Source organism: Microcoleus sp. B3-A4 (assembly GCF_036705385.1).
GTDB lineage: Bacteria > Cyanobacteriota > Cyanobacteriia > Cyanobacteriales > Microcoleaceae > Microcoleus.
Map to the genome: position 1 here is coordinate 15882 of NZ_JAUBUI010000023.1, position 16875 is coordinate 32756.

Genomic DNA, 16875 nt, shown 5'->3' on the forward strand with positions numbered 1-16875 from the left:
AAAAATATGAAGTTTTGTTTAATGACCCTGGTGGCTCAAAATAGCCTTCACAGGATTATACAGTATCGCGATCGCGATCGATCGTTAAGTAAAAGAAAGAAGGAAGAAGGAAGAAGCAATAAGACTTACACAGCAAGCTTTTTAGTGGGACTTAAACCTTTTCTAGCCTCTTTAAAAGCTGAAACCCCCTCTAGGGAATGGAAAGAAATTGATAATCTAAAAATGCCTCAAACCCTTGGTATAACTAGATTAATGCCCGTTCTATCTAAAAGTATTTCTCTATCTGCGTTTGAAGCCAAAATGGCTTCAGTTTTTGTCTAAGCCCCGTTAGTCATCCTGGTTTTACCTTTAATATCACGTCCGATGAAATGCGATCGCTAATTCTGCCCAAACTTCAGCCGCTAAACTTCCTGAATTTTCATCAGCCGCTGCTTTAACCTTGGGGGATCGCCCCGATCGACCACTTCACACTTCTCCCACAAAAAAGCCCCCTCGCAATAATTCAACTCATCCAAACCGTGAGTCAACCACAAAGCCGTCAGCCCGCAATTTTTGACCAAACGCTACACCGCGGGCATCAAATCTAACTGAGAATCAAGATCGAGTAAAGCCGTAAGTTCATCTAATAGTAAAATCTCGAAATGACGAGCGATCGCACTTAAATATTTGAGTGGCTATCGAGCTCAAATCCATTGACTTGATATTCATAAGAAAAACCCGATCGCCCTTATTGACTAAAAGCGATCGCACACCAACATCCTCCTACAAATCAGCAGCGTGCTGCTTCAATTCGTCCAAAGAAACGTATTCCAAAGTCAAGGCGTGAGTCGCAGCCAAAACCACAGGAGGCGCAACTCCTGCATCCATTGCTTCCTTCCACCTAGGCGCACACAAACACCAGCAATCCCCAGGCTTCAAACCGGGAAAGTTAAATTCGGGAACCGGAGTGCTCAAATCATTTCCGTTCGATTTAGTGAATTGCAAAAACTCTTCTGTCAGTTGAGCACAAACAGTGTGAGCCCCAAAGTCGCCACCACCTGTATTGCATTTGCCGTCCCGATAATATCCTGTCATTGGCGAAGTGCAGCAATTCTCTAACTTTCCGCCCACCACATTTGTAGCTTCCGTCACCATCGCAACTCCTGAGTAAAACTCTTCCATCTAATTTTACACAAATCGTTGTTTATATATTTTTTTCCATCGCAAAGTTGATGAATTTTTGTCCTCTGCGTTCTACTTCTTGTTTTCTAATCACCATAAATCCCTGGGTTTCAAAAAAAGGTCGAGCTGTAATGCTGGCTTCGGTAAATAACTTGTTAATTCCTAAGTTTTTGGCTTTGGACTCAATTTGTTTTAAAATTAGCCTGCCGACTCCTTGCCTTTGAAAATCTTGATGACAGTAAAAGCGATCGATATGACCGCTTGCTTCTAATTCCCCAAAACCTGCAATTTTCTCACCCTCTTCTGCTACGAAAGTAAATTTACTGCTTAAAGTTTTAATCCAACTTTCTATATCCATATCTGCTGGTGCCCAAGCATCTACTTGTGCTTGTGTGTAATCGCGGATGTTTACTTCATGTACGGTGTCGTAAAACAGTTTTACAATTTGTTGGGTATCACCGATTTCGTAGGTTCGTACTCTCATAAATTATCTCACTGCGATCGCTTCTTTGATATTAATTTGGGATTTTTAACCGCTTCGGAACGCGGATGGATGTTGGCTTTTACCATTTTGTCTCATTTCTTGCAGGGCGATCGGCAAAAAATTTCTCTCCCACCCCTTGACAAACTCTCTTACTCTGTGTTGTAGTAAATATAACGATTGTTCGATATAAATATCGACCCGTTCACCGACAGCAAAAAATCAATTGTGTAGTCGCTTATACTATATCGACCGTTCGATATAGGATTATCGAACCAATAAATTTTAGACTTTAGGTAATCTAAAATCTAAAATCTATTCACCCATGCCAAAAATAGTTGACCGCGATCGATACCGTAAAGAACTACTAAACAAATGCTTTGACATATTTGCCGAAAAAGGTTACTCATCAGTAACTATGCGGGAAATTGGGTCAGAAATCGGAGTTTCTACAGGAACCCTTTATCACTACTTCCCGAGTAAAGAAAGTTTGTTCGAGCAGTTAATTGAATACTTGAGCCATGAAGATACAAAAGAAGAAGCAATTTCCGAACTGGGAAATCCGCCCACTTTAGCAGAAAAAGTTGAAAAACTGATGGATTACTTCATCAAAAATGAAGATTATATCCTAAAAAGTCTGTTAATGACATTTGAGTTTTGCCAACAAAAAACTCGTCAAGAGATTGACAGCAATCAAGCACTTCAGGAATCGGGAAAGCGTTACGAAGAGGCAGTCAGTTGCTACTTAGGTATCTCCGATCCAGCAATCGCTAGATTTATTATCTGTTATGGTGACGGTTTGCTGGTAAGAAGGTTTTATCAAGGTGAAAGAATATCTGTTGCAGAACAATGGACTTTATTAAAAGAGATGTTGCTCGCTTATTTAGACAAATATAGCTGCAAGTAGAGGACAAGTATGAATTTTCCATCTTGGAGAGAACCTAAAAATCGATTAGTAATCGGAATGGTAATTGCTGCCAGTATCATTACCAGCGGTACAGCTTTTTACGGGATTTCTCAGTTTGCACCGTTGGCTAAAAATACTGAACCTTTGCGTGCGGAAACACCACCACCGAGGAAAATAACGGCCTTAGGAAGATTGGAACCGCAAGGAGAAGTGGTTCGCTTGGGAGTATCGCAGAGTTTAGATGGCGATCGCATTTCCCAGCTTTTAGTCAAAGAGGGCGATCGAGTCAAAGCAGGACAACTAATCGCAATTTTGGATGCGCGCGATCGGCTGCAATCTGTTTTAGATGAAACTCAAGAGAAAGTCAAAGTTGCTCGCGCCCGTTTAGCACAAGTAAAAGCTGGTGCAAAGTCGGGAGAACTTGCCGCACAATCTGCCACAATTGGCAAGCTAGAAGCGGAACTGCAAGGCAACAAAACTGCACAACAAGCAACAGTTGATCGCCTGCAAGCACAATGGCAAGGCGACAGAACCGCACAGCAGGCAACTATCAGCCGAATCACGGCCCAGTGGCAAGGGGAGAGGAAAGCACAACAGGCAACAATTAGCCGCATAGCCGCACAATGGCAAGGAGAAAAAACTGCACAAATAGCAGCGATCGACAAATTGCAAGCCGAGTTTAATAATGCTAAAACTGAAGATTTCCGACATCAGCAACTCGCGGGTGAAGGTGCAATTTCTCAATCCGTAAGAGATACTAAGGGGCTGGCATTAGAAACAAGTCGCCAGCAAATTAAAGAAGCACAAGCTAATCTCAGCCGTATTAATAATACGGCAAAGCAGCAACTTGAAGAAGCGCAAGCAAACCTCGATCGCATTAACAATACAGCTAAACAGCAAATTAACGAAGCAGAAGCAAACCTAAACCGCATTAACAGTACATCAATCCAGCAGCTTAACGAAGCTCAAGCAACACTCAAACGCATTCAAGAAACTGGCATCGAACAACTAGAAGAAGCGAAATCAACTCTTGACAAAATAGCCGAAGTGCGCCCCGTGGACGTGCAAGCAGCCGAAGCTGAGATCGAAAGTGCGATCGCCCAAGTGAAGCGCGCCCAAAGCGAGTTAAATCAAGCTTCCATCCGCGCGCCCAATGCTGGAAAAATCCTGAAAATTCATACTCGCGCTGGTGAAAAAATTAGCGATGACGGCATTGCAGACTTAGGAAAGACTGACCAAATGGTAGTCGTTGCGGAAATTTATCAAACCGATATCAACAAAATTAAGCTGGGACAAAATGCAGCGGTGATCGGTCAAGCATTTTCAGGAGAGTTGCAGGGAACTGTCAAAGAGATTGCGTTAAAAGTAAGCAAACAAAATGTGTTTAGCAATCAACCGGGAGAAAACTTGGACAGCCGAGTAGTGGAAGTAAAAATTTACCTGAATCCTGACGCTAGCAAACAAGTTGCGGGATTGACCAATTTGCAGGTACAAGTAGCAATTAAACAAAACTAAAGTCTTTACTAAAAACCTTCGAGGATTGAAAGTTATGGTAGAATTTGGCCCCGATCCGAACCGACCTTATCCGATGGCAGACCAGCGCAGGGTTTGCTTTATCAAAAACTTTATAAAATCCCCCAATATTATCGTCGGCGATTACTCATATTATGACGATCCAATCGAGCCAGAAAACTTTGAAAAAAATGTACTTTACAATTACGGCAGTGAGAAATTAATTATTGGTAAATTTTGTGCGATCGGCACTAACGTCAAATTCATTATGAATGGTGCCAATCACAAATTAGACGGCATTTCTACCTATCCTTTTCCCATCTTTGGGAATGGTTGGGAAACAGCCATGAATCTATTAATGGAACTGCCAAGTAAAGGCGATACTGTGATCGGCAATGACGTTTGGATCGGCTATGAATCGGTGATTATGCCGGGAGTCAAAATCGGCGACGGTGCAATCGTTGCCGCCAAAGCAGTTGTAGTAAAAGATGTTCCCGCTTACACCGTTGTCGGTGGAAACCCCGCACGTTCAATCAAACAGCGTTTCAGCGATGCTGAAGTTGCACAACTATTAGAAATTCGGTGGTGGGATTGGGAAATTGACAAAATTTCTCGTAACATTAACTTAATTATGCAATCTGATATTAAAGCGCTCAGTAATGCTGAGTAAACTCGCAAAGATAGCGATTTAAAATTAACAAACTGGAGGTTTCCCAATGCTTCAAATTGCATACTTAGTTCTCTGTATTCTGGGCACTGCTTTACCGTGTTCCCAGTTTCTCCCCTTTCTCTTAGAAAAAGGGTTGAATATTAATGCTTTCTTTGGACAATTGTTTGCAAATCAAATATCCGGCTTTTTTGGTATGGATGTAATTGTCTCTGCCGTGGTTTTTTTGTTTTTTGTATTTAGCGAAGGTTCGCGTCTGAGAATGAAAAACTTGTGGATTTATATTGCCAGTTTACTGGTTGGTGTTTCCCTGGGTTTGCCTTTATTTCTCCTAATGCGGCAACGCAAACTTGAAGAAACAGCTTTAAATAACCAACAATAAATTCCCAATTCCCCATTCCCAGTTCCCAATTCCCAAAATTTATGTTTCGCAAAACACCCCTTGCATGGTTGCAAGTAACTAGAGAAAAAACCCGCCTCGCTGTTGCTATTGCAGGAATTGCCTTTGCAGATATTCTGATTTTTGTGCAACTGGGATTTCAAGATGCACTATTCGATTCTGCCGTTAAGCCGCACCTAAGTTTACAGACAGATTTAGTTTTAATCAATCCTCAATTTGAAACTTTTGCTGCGGTAAAAGACTTCAACCGAGAGCGACTTTACCAAGCACAAGGAGTAGAAGGAGTAAAATCCGTTACTTCCTTATATATTGGTATGGGACAGTGGCGAAATCCTACAACCCGCACTACTCGATCGATTTTAATTTTTGGAATTGACCCCGGAAACATAACATTTAATTTGCCTGATGTCAATCAAAAATTGCCTCAAATTCAAATGTTTAATCATGTGTTGTTTGACCAATCTTCTCGACCTGAATACGGCGAGATTGCCAATATTTTTAACAAACAATCTACGCTCGAAACTGAACTCAATAAACGCAATATTCAAGTAGGAGGAATCTTTACTCTCGGTACTTCCTTCGTGGCTGACGGCAATGTTATTGCCAGCGATTCTACATTCATGAACTTATTTCCCGATCGCACACCCGATCAAGTTGATGTCGGCTTAATCAACCTACAACCAGATGCCGATATCAAAAAAACCCAGTCAATGCTCAAAGCTATATTGCCCGATGATGTCAAAGTTTTAACCCTAGCAGAATTTGCAGAAATTGAACAAGCTTATTGGGCAAATGCTACTCCGATCGGCTTTATTTTCGGATTCGGTACAATTATCGGATTCGTTGTTGGTCTGATTATTGTTTACCAAATTCTTTACTCTGACGTTTCCGATCACTTAGCGGAATATGCGACTTTAAAAGCAATGGGATATAGCGATCGCTATTTAGTCGGAGTCTTAATTCAGGAAGCTCTGCTATTAGCTGTATTAGGTTTTATACCGGGAATTCTTTTAGCCAACGGACTGTATTCGCTAGCACAATCTGCCACTTTACTGCCAATTGCTATGACAACAAATCGAGCGGTTGTAGTGTTAAGTTTGACGATCGTGATGTGTACCGGTTCCGGCGCCCTCGCCCTCCGCAAACTCCAATCAGCCGACCCCGCAGACATCTTCTAATCTGCGTTCATCACCGTCAATCTGCCTGCATCTGCGGTCATAAAAACTCCCAAAAATCGCCATGCAAACCCTAAATTTTCCCGCTAACCCAACTACCGCAACCGAACCAGTAATTTCAGTCCAAAACCTCAACCATTACTTCGGTCAAGGCTCTCTCAAAAAACAAGCCTTATTTGACATAAATCTCGACATCAACCCCGGAGAAATAGTCATTATGACGGGGCCCTCTGGTTCCGGCAAAACAACTTTATTGACAATGTTAGGCGGGCTGCGTTCGGCTCAAGAAGGCAGTCTCAAAATTCTTGGGCAAGAAATACACGGAGCTAGCAAAACTCAGTTAACTAAACTCAGAAAGCAAATTGGCTATATTTTTCAAGCACATAACTTGATGACATTCTTGACAGCCAAGCAAAACGTGCGAATGTCTTTGGAACTGCACACAGAAATGCTAAATCAGAATATGGATGCTTTGTCAATAGCTATGTTAGAAGCAGTGGGTTTGGGAGAGCGGGCTAATTATTACCCCGAAAATTTGTCGGGAGGGCAAAAACAAAGAGTTGCGATCGCCCGCGCGTTAGTTAGCCGCCCTAAAATAGTTTTAGCCGACGAACCCACCGCCGCTTTAGACAAAAAATCCGGGCGAGATGTCGTAGAAATTATGCAAAAACTAGCAAAAGAACAAGGCTGCACGATTTTGCTAGTAACGCACGATAACCGCATTCTCGATATTGCCGATCGAATTATCTACATGGAAGACGGCCGTTTGGCAACAAATCCGCGTCTGGTAATTAGTCCTTAGCCACTTTATTTGCTGGGCCCACAGCATCGATCGCAGCTTCAAGAGCGATCGATACATGAGTCCAATGAGTTGCCCCCTGACAAAAAGCCACGTAAGGCTCCCGCAGAGGCCCGTCAGCCGAAAACTCCGACGTACTCCCATCAATAAAAGTACCCCCAGCCATCACTAACTGACTTTCATACCCGTGCATCGGAGCCGGCACCGGATCTAAATAGGAACCGACGGGAGAATTTTGCTGAACAGCCCGACAAAAAGCAATTAACTTATCAGCAGAACCGAATTCGATCGCCTGAATCACATCTCGTCTTCTAGCCAAAGGCATAGGATTCACTCGATAACCCAACTTATAAAAAACATAAGCCGTCAAATGATTGCCCTTCATCGCCTCCCCCACACAACCGGGAGCCATAAACAAACCCTGAAACAGCAACCGATTCAAATCAAAAGTTGCGCCGCCGCTGCTGCCAATTCCTGGCGCCGTCAAGCGACAAGTTGCCGCCTCCACCAGATCCGCCCTGCCGGCGACGTAGCCTCCAGCAGGGACGATCGTACCCCCCGGATTTTTGATTAAAGAACCAGCCATCAGATCCGCACCCACAGCAGTAGGTTCGCAATCCTCGACAAACTCCCCGTAACAATTATCAACAAAGCAAATTGTGTTAGGATTCTGATGTTTGACTATGGCGACGATTTTTTCAATCTCAGAAATAGACAAACTCGACCGCCAAGAATAGCCGCAAGAGCGCTGGATAAAAACCAGGCGAGTCTTTGCTGAAATAGTAGAACTCAATGCCTGCCAATCCAAACTTCCTTCCCGAGTTAGAGGCAACTCACGGTAACTAATGCCAAACTCAAGCAGTGAACCTTGACCTTGCCCCCGCAAGCCGATCACTTCTTCTAAAGTATCGTAGGGAGAACCAGCCACTGCCAACATTTCGTCACCAGGACGCAGGATGCCAAAAAGAGCACAGGCGATCGCGTGAGTACCCGAAACAAACTGTACCCGGACAGCCGCGGCCTGGGCCCCTACCACTTCGGCAAACACCCCGTCCAAAGTCTCCCGACCCAAATCATCGTGGCCGTAACCCGTAACCCCTGCAAAATGGTGGACTCCAACCCGGTGGCTGCGAAAAGCTTTTAAGACTCGTTGAAGATTTTGCTTGACTGTAGTGTCAATACCAGAAAAAATCTGAAAGAGTGCCTGTTCTGCTTCCTGTAGCCGTGAAACGCTATTCATCTATACCTCGCTCACCCTTTGCGTGCGCGCTGTTCATTATGGCGTAGATGCGGCCCCTAGTTTGTAAACATAATATATTCATGACGATTGCAACTTCCAAAAAAACTTCTCCTGATTGGCCTGTCGTAGGCTTTATGGCCTTTCTGCACATCGGTGCTTTATTTGCTTTGCTGCCTGGTAATTTTAGCTGGTCTGCGGTCGGGCTAGCAGTATTCCTGCATTGGGTAACAGGTGGTTTAGGAATTACTCTCGGATTTCACCGCCTCGTGACCCACCGCAGTTTTCAAACACCGAAATGGCTAGAGTATTTTCTAGTTATTTGCGGTACCCTTTCCTGTGAAGGTGGCCCGATCGACTGGGTAGGAATGCACCGGTTACACCACATACATTCCGACACCGAAACAGATCCCCACGATTCCAATCAAGGCTTCTGGTGGAGCCACATGGGCTGGATGCTCTCGGATCTGCCGATCAGAGTTGAAATCCCCCGCTTTACTAAAGACATCGGCGACGACCCAGTATACAAGTTTCTCCAAGCATATTTTATCCCCATCCAAGTTGTCTTCGGTGTGTTGCTTTATTTATTAGGCGGCTGGTCTTTCGTGGTTTGGGGCGTCTTTATGCGGATCGTGGTGGTGTTCCACTGCACTTGGCTGGTTAACAGCGCTACCCACAAATTCGGCTACCGCACCTACGAGTCGGGCGATAGCTCGACCAACTGCTGGTGGGTGGCTCTGCTCACCTACGGCGAAGGCTGGCACAACAACCACCACGCCTTTCAATACTCGGCTCGCCACGGTCTCCAATGGTGGGAAATTGACTTCACCTGGATGACAATTCAATTGCTGCAATCGCTGGGTTTGGCAACCAAAGTGAAATTAGCAGAAAAATAGCGACCGGCAATTAGTCATGGGTTGTAGGTCATTGGTTGTAGGTCATCAGTTCTGGACTAATGGCTCGTGACCAATGGCTAATCCTGTTTTTGCGATCGGTATAGGTTGGGTTGAAGTAAGTTCGCATCCTCTGGTGCGATCGACCCAACCAAAACCAGAATCAGTTATAATATAATTGGGAACAAAAAAATTTGTTTGGCAGCCAAATTTTTTATTTTCAAAATACAACCGTAAATCTTTTTCAATCCTAATCCCAAATCTATCATTGATTCTTTATTAGTTTGGGCAAGAGTGCAGCAAAAAAGTTCACTGCTCAATCCCAACTATTATGCGTGAATCTAGCTCGGCATCTCATCAGAAATCAAAAAGAGAATGACAATTGCAACGCAAGAAAAACTCCAATACAATTGGAAGCACGTTATTAGTTTAGCAGGACTTCATATCGGCGCTTTGTTCGCACTGCTACCCAGTAACTTCAATTGGACAGCAGTTGGTTTAACAGTATTCATGCACTGGATAACCGGCGGTTTGGGAATAACTCTGGGATGGCATCGTATGCTCACCCACCGCAGTTTTCAGACACCAAAATTCGTAGAATACTTTCTAGCATTTTGCGGAGCCCTTGCCTGTCAAGGAGGAATAATTGATTGGGTTGGGCTGCACCGATTGCACCACACCAACTCTGACCAAAATGCGCTCGACCCTCACAATGCCCAAAAGGGTTTTTGGTGGAGTCACATCGGCTGGATGCTATATAAAGGTCCAGCTCACGCTGAAATTGCCCGCTGCACAAAAGACATTTCAAGCGACCCGTTTTACCAATTTTTGCAAAACTACTTTCTCCCGATGCAAATCGTCTTTGGCGTCTTGCTTTACTTAGCAGCAGGCTGGCCGTTTGTAGTGTGGGTAATTTTTGTACGCTTAGTTTTGGTGTATCACTGCACCTGGTTTGTTAACAGCGCCACTCACAAATTTGGCTACCGCACCTACGAAACAAACGATAGTTCTACTAACTGTTGGTGGGTGGCTGTCTTGACTTACGGCGAAGGCTGGCACAACAACCACCATGCTTATCAATACTCTGCGCGTCACGGGATGGAAAAGTGGGAAATTGACTTCACTTGGATGACAATTCAAGTTTTGGAAGCACTAGGTTTGGCTACTAAAGTGAAATTACCAGCCAAGTAGCAGCAATTGGATCCTAGACGCAGAACCTCTGTAGGCTGCGTACTTCGCACCTTACCGCTTCAAAAACCCGGTTTCTTAAAGAAACCGGGTTTTTTGGTGACTAATAACCAATCATCAATGACTAATGACTAATGACTAATGAGCCCGTTTTTGCTCGCCCCGGCCGCGCAAATATTCCGCTAAAAATGCCAATCCTCCTGAACCTACTATCAACAGCACGCTGAGAGCATTAATATCAGGTTTTACCCCAGTCCGAATCCGGCTAAAAATTTCCATCGGCAGAGTTGTAGTCCCGCTACCTGCGGTAAAACTCGCAATCAAAAAATCGTCCATGCTGAGGACAAAAGATAGCAGACAACCCGACACAATTCCGGGTATTAATTGAGGGAGCAAAACCTGAATAAAAGCTTCAACAGGCGTGGCACCCAAATCCAAGGCAGCCTCTTCTAAATACGGGTTTAAATCTGCCAATCTAGTAGAAACAGCTAGGGCGATGTAAGCCAGACAAAACACAATGTGAGCGGCGACAATTGTCCACAAACTCAGAGGAATAGCCAGCGCAGCTAAAAATACCAGAGTAGCAACTGCGGTCGCAATATCTGGAATAATAATCGGCAAGTAGGAAACTCCCTGATATAAACTCTTGCCAGGAAAGCGGTAGCGGGCTAAACCAACCGCCATCAAAGTGCCGAGTACAGCCGAGATTGCAACTGCACAAACAGCCACTGTTAAACTGTTTCTCAGGGCAACTAAAATCCGCGTATCGCTAAATAATTTAACGTACCAATCTAAAGTAAATCCTTCCCAGCCGGCGCTAAAACGCGATTTGTTAAAGCTATAAAAGGTGAGTACCAGGATGGGCAGGTACATATAAAAAAACATCACAACGGCAAATATCACCTGCCAAGAAATCTTAAATTTAGGTTTTAAGTACATATCGGGTTGTATTTCCTCCTGTGGATTTTCGGGGGTATTTTCCATTTCTCGGTAATCGGTAATTGGTAATTGGTAATGGGTAATCGGTTGTTGTCAGTTGTTATTTGTGAGTAGCTACCAATAACCAGTAACCAATAACTAATGACTAATAACTACTGACTAATGACTTCTTTAAATTGCATTACGATCGCCATATTTGAGCAAAAGGGCAATTCCGATACTCACTGCAAAGATTAATACCATACTCAGAGCCGAACCCAGCCCCCAATTTTGAGTCGCCCCCAAAAATTGATTGTAAATTAAACGAGCAGCCGTCATACTAGAAGCTCCACCGAGCAACTCCGGATCGACAAAATCGCCCAAACTGCTAATAAATACTAGCAAAGAACCCGCAGCAATTCCCGGCATCGTCTGAGGTACTGTCACTTTCCAGAAAGTTTCCACTGGATTTGCGCCTAAATCCTGAGATGCTTCTAGCAACCTGCGGTCTAACTTTTCCAAAGATGCGTAGAGAATTGTCACGATATAAGGCAAATAACTGTAAGCCATGCCGATTAGAACTGCGGAACTTTGATTGAGCAATTCTAGAGGAGGGATGCCCAAAAATCCTAGGAGCGAGTTGAGAACGCCCGTAGGACGCAAAATTGTAATCCAAGCATACGATCGCAACAGCGAAGAAGTCCACAGCGGCAACACAAAGCCTAACAAAGTTAAATTCCGCCACTTTTTCGAGACATTGAGGGCTATCCAGTAAGCCACGGGAAATCCCAGCAGCAAACAGAGAATAGTAGTCCCCGTTGCGAAAAAGAGCGATCGCCCCATCACCTGCAAATTCAGCGGCTCAAACACTCGCAGGTAATTGCCGATTCCCGAAGGATTCACCAAATCTCCCGGTTTAATATTCGGCACCAAACTAAGCTGAAAAATCACCAAAGTTGGTATGACTAATAATAAAAGCAGCAACAAGCCCGAAGGGCCGAGCAATGTCAGTGGCCCAGCCCACGCCGACCACGGGGAAACAGTTTCAGCCTTCAAAGAAGAATTGGGAGGAATAGGAGGGGGAGTTCTAGTTGAAACAGCCATAGATCAATTTTTTTGAGTTTTTAACCGCTGATGAACGCGGATTAACGCGGATATAATACGGATAGAGTGGGCGATCTGCTGTACGGGGGCGGGTTGATGTAAATATTGGGTGAGAATCAGAGATAGGCTGTAAAACCCGCCCTACTTTTGATGATTAGCCGCTAGTTAATTGAGTCCAATAGCGATCGTAGACTTCCATAAATTTCCCTACCGGAGCCACACCTTCGCACTTTTTCAAAATATCTTCCGAAGGGAAAAGAATGTCGTTTTCGCGCACTTCCGGCGGCAACAAACTAAAAGCATCTTCCGAAGGAGTTGAAAAACTGAGCCGCTCTACTAAAGAAGCAGCGACATCGGGTTGCAGCATAAAGTTAATCCATTTATACGCTGCTTCGGGATTGGGAGAACCTTTAGGAATTACTAAAGTGTCAGTCCACAGAGAAGAACCGCTTTTGGGGACGACATACTTTAATTTATCGTTATCTGAAATTACTTCATTAGCATCAGAAGAATAACACATAGCTACCTTCAAATCCCCCGTCAGCATTTGAGGCCGCCAAGCATCAGTAGTAAAAGATGCGATCGCCGGTTTGAGCTCCACCAACTTTTCGTAAGCTTGTTTCACTTGCTCTTGGTTCGTAGAATTCAGAGAATAGCCTAGCATCCGCAACGCAGCGCCCATGACTTCTCGAACATCACTCGCCAGCGTCATTCGCTTTGCTAACTCCTGTTTGTGCTGCCACAAATACTCCCAATCTTCAGGAGCTTCTTTGAGTTGTTCGCTGTTGTAAATCAAGCCTGTGGTTCCCCAACTCAAAGGCACGCTGTAGCGGTTTCCTGGGTCATAAACAGGGTTTTGGAACTGTTTTCGGAGCCGATCGAGCCCGCCCAAACTCGAATGGTCTAATGGACTCAACAGCCCGAGTTCCGTCATTTGAACCACCATGTAGTCAGACGGGTAAATGATGCTGTAGGCCCGACCACCGCCAGCTTGAACCCTAGCCAGCATCGCCTCATTGGAGTCAAATACGTCTGCAACCACGCTAATGCCAGTTTTTTCGGCAAAGCGATCGAGCAAAGCGTCATCGGTATAGCCTGCCCAAGTATAGATGAAAAGTTTGTCGGCAGAACCTTTGACCGGAGGAGCAGATTGTACGTCTGCAAGCCGCCAGCCACAACTAGAAAGAGCTAACCCGGAAATTGTCGCCGCCGAATTTTTTAGGAACTGACGGCGTGTAGAATTAGCCGGAAAAATCCTGGAAATTGGTAAGTTAGTCGGAGGCACAGTTAGATTTTAGATTTTAGATTTTAGATTTTAGATTGGGGAATTGGGGATTGGGAAATTCGATTTTAGATTTTAGATTTTAGATTTTAGATTGGGAAATTAGGGATTGGGAAATTCGATTAAATCCGTTAAATCCCGTACACTGTTCGTTGCCGAACTTTCCTGCAACATCCATCCGTTAAATCCGTTAAATCCCGTACACTGTTCGTTGCCGAACTTCCCGACCTCCGTGACATCCGTTAAATCTCGATGGCGCGTTCGTTGCCGAACTTCCTTCGTAATTATGCTCGATCGGTCAAAGCGAGACAATCAGTAGTTCCCCAATAAGCGTAAATCGGCGTGTGCGGATCTGGGAAAGAGCCGCCGGTATTTGGCTGGCGTATAGTAATTTTATCGCCCGACGCCAACTCAACCACGTAATGAACGTGCGTGCCCATGTACATAGTATTTTTGAGCCGCCCTTCAAAACAGTTGACCGACACTTCCGGCTGGTAGAGATTCAAATATACTTTTTCCGGCCGAACGCTGACCACAACCGAGTCGCCTGTGACACCACTCCACATATCCGACTGTTGAACGACTATTTTCAGATTGGCTGATGTGCGAACTGTGATAGTCGATCGGTCGATCGACTCCACCGTACCAGAAAACAAATTCGTATCCCCAATAAAATCCGCCACAAAAGCCGTCTGGGGACACTCATAAATTTCTTCAGGAGAGCCAATTTGCTCAATCCTGCCCTCGTGCATCACCGCAATCCGGTCAGACAGACTCATCGCCTCTTCTTGGTCGTGAGTCACCATCACAAAAGTCAAACCCAATTCTTGATGCAAATTCGACAGTTCCAACTGCATCTGCTTCCGCAACTTCAAATCCAGAGCACCCAGGGGCTCGTCCAGCAGCAGAACCGCCGGTCGATTTACCAGAGCTCTCGCCAAAGCCACCCGCTGCTGCTGGCCGCCAGACATTTGACCGGGAAACCTGTTGGCGAAAGATTCCATTTTCACCAATGCCAAAACTTCCCGTACCCGTTCTTCAATTTCCGCTTTCCCCAGTTTTTTTATCCGCAATCCAAAAGCGATATTGTCCCAGACATTCATGTGTCCGAACAAAGCATAGCTTTGAAACACAGTATTTACCGGACGGCGGTAAGCTGGAGTGTTGGTCATCGACTGGCCACGAATCATCAATTCGCCCGCCGAGGGAGTCTCGAACCCAGCGATTAACCGCAGGGTCGTAGTCTTGCCGCAGCCGCTAGGCCCGAGGATGCTAAAAAATTCTCCTTGGCGGATGTTGAGGTCAACTCCGCGGACTGCGGTTTCGCCGTTAAATACCTTAAAGACCTTGCGGAGTTCAACGTCAAGCGCTGTATCCGTTGCTGTCGTACCTTGGTTGAGTGCTGTCTGAAACATATTCGCCCTTTCCTGGGGGTAATGCACGCTACTTAAATACAGTTTAAGTTTAGACTTTTCTGTATTTTAGGTGAGGAATGTTGGATGTAACAGGTTTTGGGATTTGTTCTTTAAATTCTATCCCAGAGCGCACCATTGTCAGCCACAGGCAAGATGCCTGTTCCACAAGAAAATTCACTCTTTGTGGAACAGGCATCTTGCCTGTTCATAAAAGGCTTATTGAGAATGGCGCAACATCTCATATCGAACGGCCATCTATTTATTCTCAGGACTTGGCGTGGGAGATGGTTTTTGCGGTTTGTCGGTTTTGGGTTCTTCTGCTTTTTTCCACTCTGACAAAGGTCGCTGGACGGCATTTTTAAAGTCAAAAGGCACTAGCAGCACGGGCAAATTTTGGGCTGAATTTTGAGGGGGCGCTTCCGGCGGATTGGCTTGAGCGTACAAGAAGCGGCCGCTAAAGTCTGTTTTTCCTAAAACTAGGCGGTGAGTTTCCTGGTTGTCCAGTTTTACTGTGACTGTAGCTTGGGGTTGGTCGAGACCAAATTCTGGCAGTTGAGCAGCAGTAATATTAATCGTGCGATCGCTCTTTCCTGTTGCCAGCCTGTCGAGCAAAAAATCCACCGATGCTTGACTCGCGTGTGCTTGCACTGGCAATTTCATTTCCCAGCTAGACTTGCCTCCTTTTGTAGCATAAACTCGTTCAAAAGTCAATATTTTTTCAGGAGTTTTGACTGTAAAGAATTGTACGCGATCGGAGTTAAAAGCAAAAATTTTTTGTTTTTCTTCCTTAGCGGCTTCTTCTTTCGGAGATACTTGCATCTCGAACAAAGCAACCAACCCCGTCATACTCAGCGCGACGGCTATCAATACTAATGTATTTTTCTGCAATTTCATAGTAACTGAGAATTGGGCATTGGGCATTGGGCATTGGGCATTGGGCATTGGGCATTGTTGACTGTTGACTGTTGACTGTTGATTAATGTTATTGGTTATTTGTTATTAGCCACAGCAAAGGATTAACAAATGACAAATGACAACTGTCAACTGTCAACTGTCAACTGTCAACTGTCAACAGACAACAGTCAACTAACTTATCTTCTCTTCCACCAGATAGCGCCGCCAATTCCCAGTCCGAGTAAAGGCCAAATTAGCCAAGCTAAAACCAGCAATCCTACTTGGATGGTCGTCATGTTAATGCGACGGTTGGTAGCTTTTTTTGGACTGATAGAAAAGCTTTGCTGGTCTGGTTTACTCAACCAACTGACTGAATTGAGAAACACGTCGCTATTGAGTTGTTGGTCAAACCAACCGTTAGTCACAAATTGAGATGTGCCAATTACTACCATTCGCGATGTTTTTGTAGGAGTTGAAGGCGCAGAAGGAGTTGCCGTTGGACTGGGAGATGCTGTGGGAGAGGTTGTGGGTGTTGGCGAACTTTCTGGAGATGCTGTGGGAGATCCTGTGGGAGATGCTGTGGGTGTTGGCGAAGTCGTCGGTAATGCTGGAGGCGTAGCTTCTTGCGAGACAATCACCGAATAGCTGATTGGGGAAGCTGTTGGTGTAGTTGTCGGCGACGGTGAAGTTGTCGGCGAGGGTGATGTTGTAGGTGATGGTGATGTTGTAGGTGATGGTGAGGTTATCGGCGATGGTGAATCTGTTGGCGATGGTGATGTTGTAGGTGATGGTGATGTTGTCGGCGATGGTGAATCTGTCGGCGATGGTGATGTTGTAGGTGA

At 44.9% G+C, this 16875-nt stretch carries 20 protein-coding genes and 1 pseudogene; 9 read left to right on the forward strand and 12 right to left on the reverse strand.

Annotated features, from left to right (window positions below):
* Positions 1-6 precede the first annotated feature (6 nt).
* Positions 7-321, forward strand: coding sequence for a hypothetical protein (locus tag QUB33_RS12030; RefSeq protein WP_333350640.1), 315 nt, complete (start codon positions 7-9; stop codon positions 319-321).
* An 80-nt stretch (positions 322-401) separates the two neighbouring features.
* On the opposite strand, the pseudogene QUB33_RS12035 reads toward QUB33_RS12030, so the two are convergent.
* From QUB33_RS12035 to QUB33_RS12045, 3 genes and pseudogenes are all read right to left on the reverse strand, one after another.
* Positions 402-656, reverse strand: a pseudogene (locus QUB33_RS12035) (ABC transporter ATP-binding protein); the annotation flags it as partial.
* A 106-nt stretch (positions 657-762) separates the two neighbouring features.
* The gene (locus tag QUB33_RS12040; RefSeq protein ID WP_333350739.1) at positions 763-1134 is read right to left on the reverse strand and encodes a DUF2237 domain-containing protein; all 372 of its coding nucleotides are present in this window, start codon (positions 1132-1134) and stop codon (positions 763-765) included.
* A gap of 49 nt (positions 1135-1183) precedes the next feature.
* Positions 1184-1645: a GNAT family N-acetyltransferase gene (locus tag QUB33_RS12045; RefSeq protein ID WP_333350642.1), complete on the reverse strand. Its 462-nt coding sequence runs from the start codon at positions 1643-1645 to the stop codon at positions 1184-1186.
* Positions 1646-1967: 322 nt separating this feature from the next.
* Here QUB33_RS12045 and QUB33_RS12050 point away from each other — a divergent pair, with 322 nt between their 5' ends.
* The 6 genes from QUB33_RS12050 to QUB33_RS12075 all read left to right on the forward strand — a co-directional run bounded on the left by QUB33_RS12050 (position 1968) and on the right by QUB33_RS12075 (position 7105).
* The gene (locus QUB33_RS12050; protein WP_333350644.1) at positions 1968-2549 is read left to right on the forward strand and encodes a TetR/AcrR family transcriptional regulator; all 582 of its coding nucleotides are present in this window, start codon (positions 1968-1970) and stop codon (positions 2547-2549) included.
* Positions 2550-2558: 9 nt separating this feature from the next.
* Positions 2559-4064: an HlyD family efflux transporter periplasmic adaptor subunit gene (locus QUB33_RS12055; protein ID WP_333350646.1), complete on the forward strand. Its 1506-nt coding sequence runs from the start codon at positions 2559-2561 to the stop codon at positions 4062-4064.
* Positions 4065-4098: 34 nt separating this feature from the next.
* Positions 4099-4731 (forward strand): Vat family streptogramin A O-acetyltransferase, encoded by a 633-nt coding sequence (locus QUB33_RS12060; RefSeq protein ID WP_333350648.1) that lies wholly within the window; start codon positions 4099-4101, stop codon positions 4729-4731.
* Positions 4732-4777: 46 nt separating this feature from the next.
* On the forward strand, positions 4778-5110 hold the full coding sequence (locus QUB33_RS12065) for a DUF2834 domain-containing protein (RefSeq protein ID WP_333350650.1): 333 nt from the start codon (positions 4778-4780) through the stop codon (positions 5108-5110).
* A 41-nt stretch (positions 5111-5151) separates the two neighbouring features.
* On the forward strand, positions 5152-6306 hold the full coding sequence (devC, locus tag QUB33_RS12070) for an ABC transporter permease DevC (protein WP_333350652.1): 1155 nt from the start codon (positions 5152-5154) through the stop codon (positions 6304-6306).
* A 61-nt stretch (positions 6307-6367) separates the two neighbouring features.
* A complete protein-coding gene (locus tag QUB33_RS12075; protein WP_333325633.1) occupies positions 6368-7105 on the forward strand; it encodes a DevA family ABC transporter ATP-binding protein in 738 nt (245 codons plus the stop codon).
* On the opposite strand, the gene QUB33_RS12080 is transcribed toward QUB33_RS12075, so the two are convergent.
* Positions 7095-8342, reverse strand: a complete 1248-nt coding sequence (locus QUB33_RS12080; protein ID WP_333350655.1) for a methionine gamma-lyase family protein — start codon at positions 8340-8342, stop codon at positions 7095-7097. The genes QUB33_RS12075 and QUB33_RS12080 overlap by 11 nt on opposite strands.
* Positions 8343-8422: 80 nt before the next feature.
* On the opposite strand from QUB33_RS12080, the gene QUB33_RS12085 reads away from it, so the two are divergent.
* Both QUB33_RS12085 and QUB33_RS12090 read left to right on the forward strand, forming a co-directional pair.
* Positions 8423-9235: an acyl-CoA desaturase gene (locus QUB33_RS12085; protein ID WP_333161800.1), complete on the forward strand. Its 813-nt coding sequence runs from the start codon at positions 8423-8425 to the stop codon at positions 9233-9235.
* A 372-nt stretch (positions 9236-9607) separates the two neighbouring features.
* Positions 9608-10423 (forward strand): acyl-CoA desaturase, encoded by an 816-nt coding sequence (locus tag QUB33_RS12090; RefSeq protein WP_172187906.1) that lies wholly within the window; start codon positions 9608-9610, stop codon positions 10421-10423.
* Positions 10424-10558: 135 nt separating this feature from the next.
* Here the strand turns inward: QUB33_RS12090 and QUB33_RS12095 are convergent, their stop codons facing one another.
* The 8 genes from QUB33_RS12095 to QUB33_RS12130 all read right to left on the reverse strand — a co-directional run.
* Positions 10559-11404: an ABC transporter permease gene (locus QUB33_RS12095; RefSeq protein WP_333041409.1), complete on the reverse strand. Its 846-nt coding sequence runs from the start codon at positions 11402-11404 to the stop codon at positions 10559-10561.
* A gap of 126 nt (positions 11405-11530) precedes the next feature.
* A complete protein-coding gene (locus tag QUB33_RS12100) occupies positions 11531-12442 on the reverse strand; it encodes an ABC transporter permease (protein WP_333350657.1) in 912 nt (303 codons plus the stop codon).
* A gap of 154 nt (positions 12443-12596) precedes the next feature.
* Positions 12597-13727, reverse strand: a complete 1131-nt coding sequence (locus QUB33_RS12105) for a spermidine/putrescine ABC transporter substrate-binding protein (protein WP_333350659.1) — start codon at positions 13725-13727, stop codon at positions 12597-12599.
* Between the two features lie 99 nt (positions 13728-13826).
* Complete coding sequence (locus QUB33_RS12110) at positions 13827-14036, reverse strand: hypothetical protein (RefSeq protein ID WP_333350661.1); 210 nt, start codon at positions 14034-14036, stop codon at positions 13827-13829.
* Positions 14009-15139 (reverse strand): ABC transporter ATP-binding protein, encoded by a 1131-nt coding sequence (locus QUB33_RS12115; RefSeq protein WP_333350663.1) that lies wholly within the window; start codon positions 15137-15139, stop codon positions 14009-14011. The genes QUB33_RS12110 and QUB33_RS12115 overlap by 28 nt, the downstream gene beginning before the upstream one ends.
* Positions 15140-15394: 255 nt before the next feature.
* Complete coding sequence (locus QUB33_RS12120) at positions 15395-16081, reverse strand: DUF4340 domain-containing protein (RefSeq protein ID WP_333350666.1); 687 nt, start codon at positions 16079-16081, stop codon at positions 15395-15397.
* A 149-nt stretch (positions 16082-16230) separates the two neighbouring features.
* Positions 16231-16458, reverse strand: a complete 228-nt coding sequence (locus QUB33_RS12125) for a hypothetical protein (protein WP_333350668.1) — start codon at positions 16456-16458, stop codon at positions 16231-16233.
* Positions 16451-16875: hypothetical protein (locus QUB33_RS12130; protein ID WP_333350670.1), on the reverse strand; the 425-nt coding region annotated here is incomplete at its 5' end. The genes QUB33_RS12125 and QUB33_RS12130, both read right to left, overlap by 8 nt.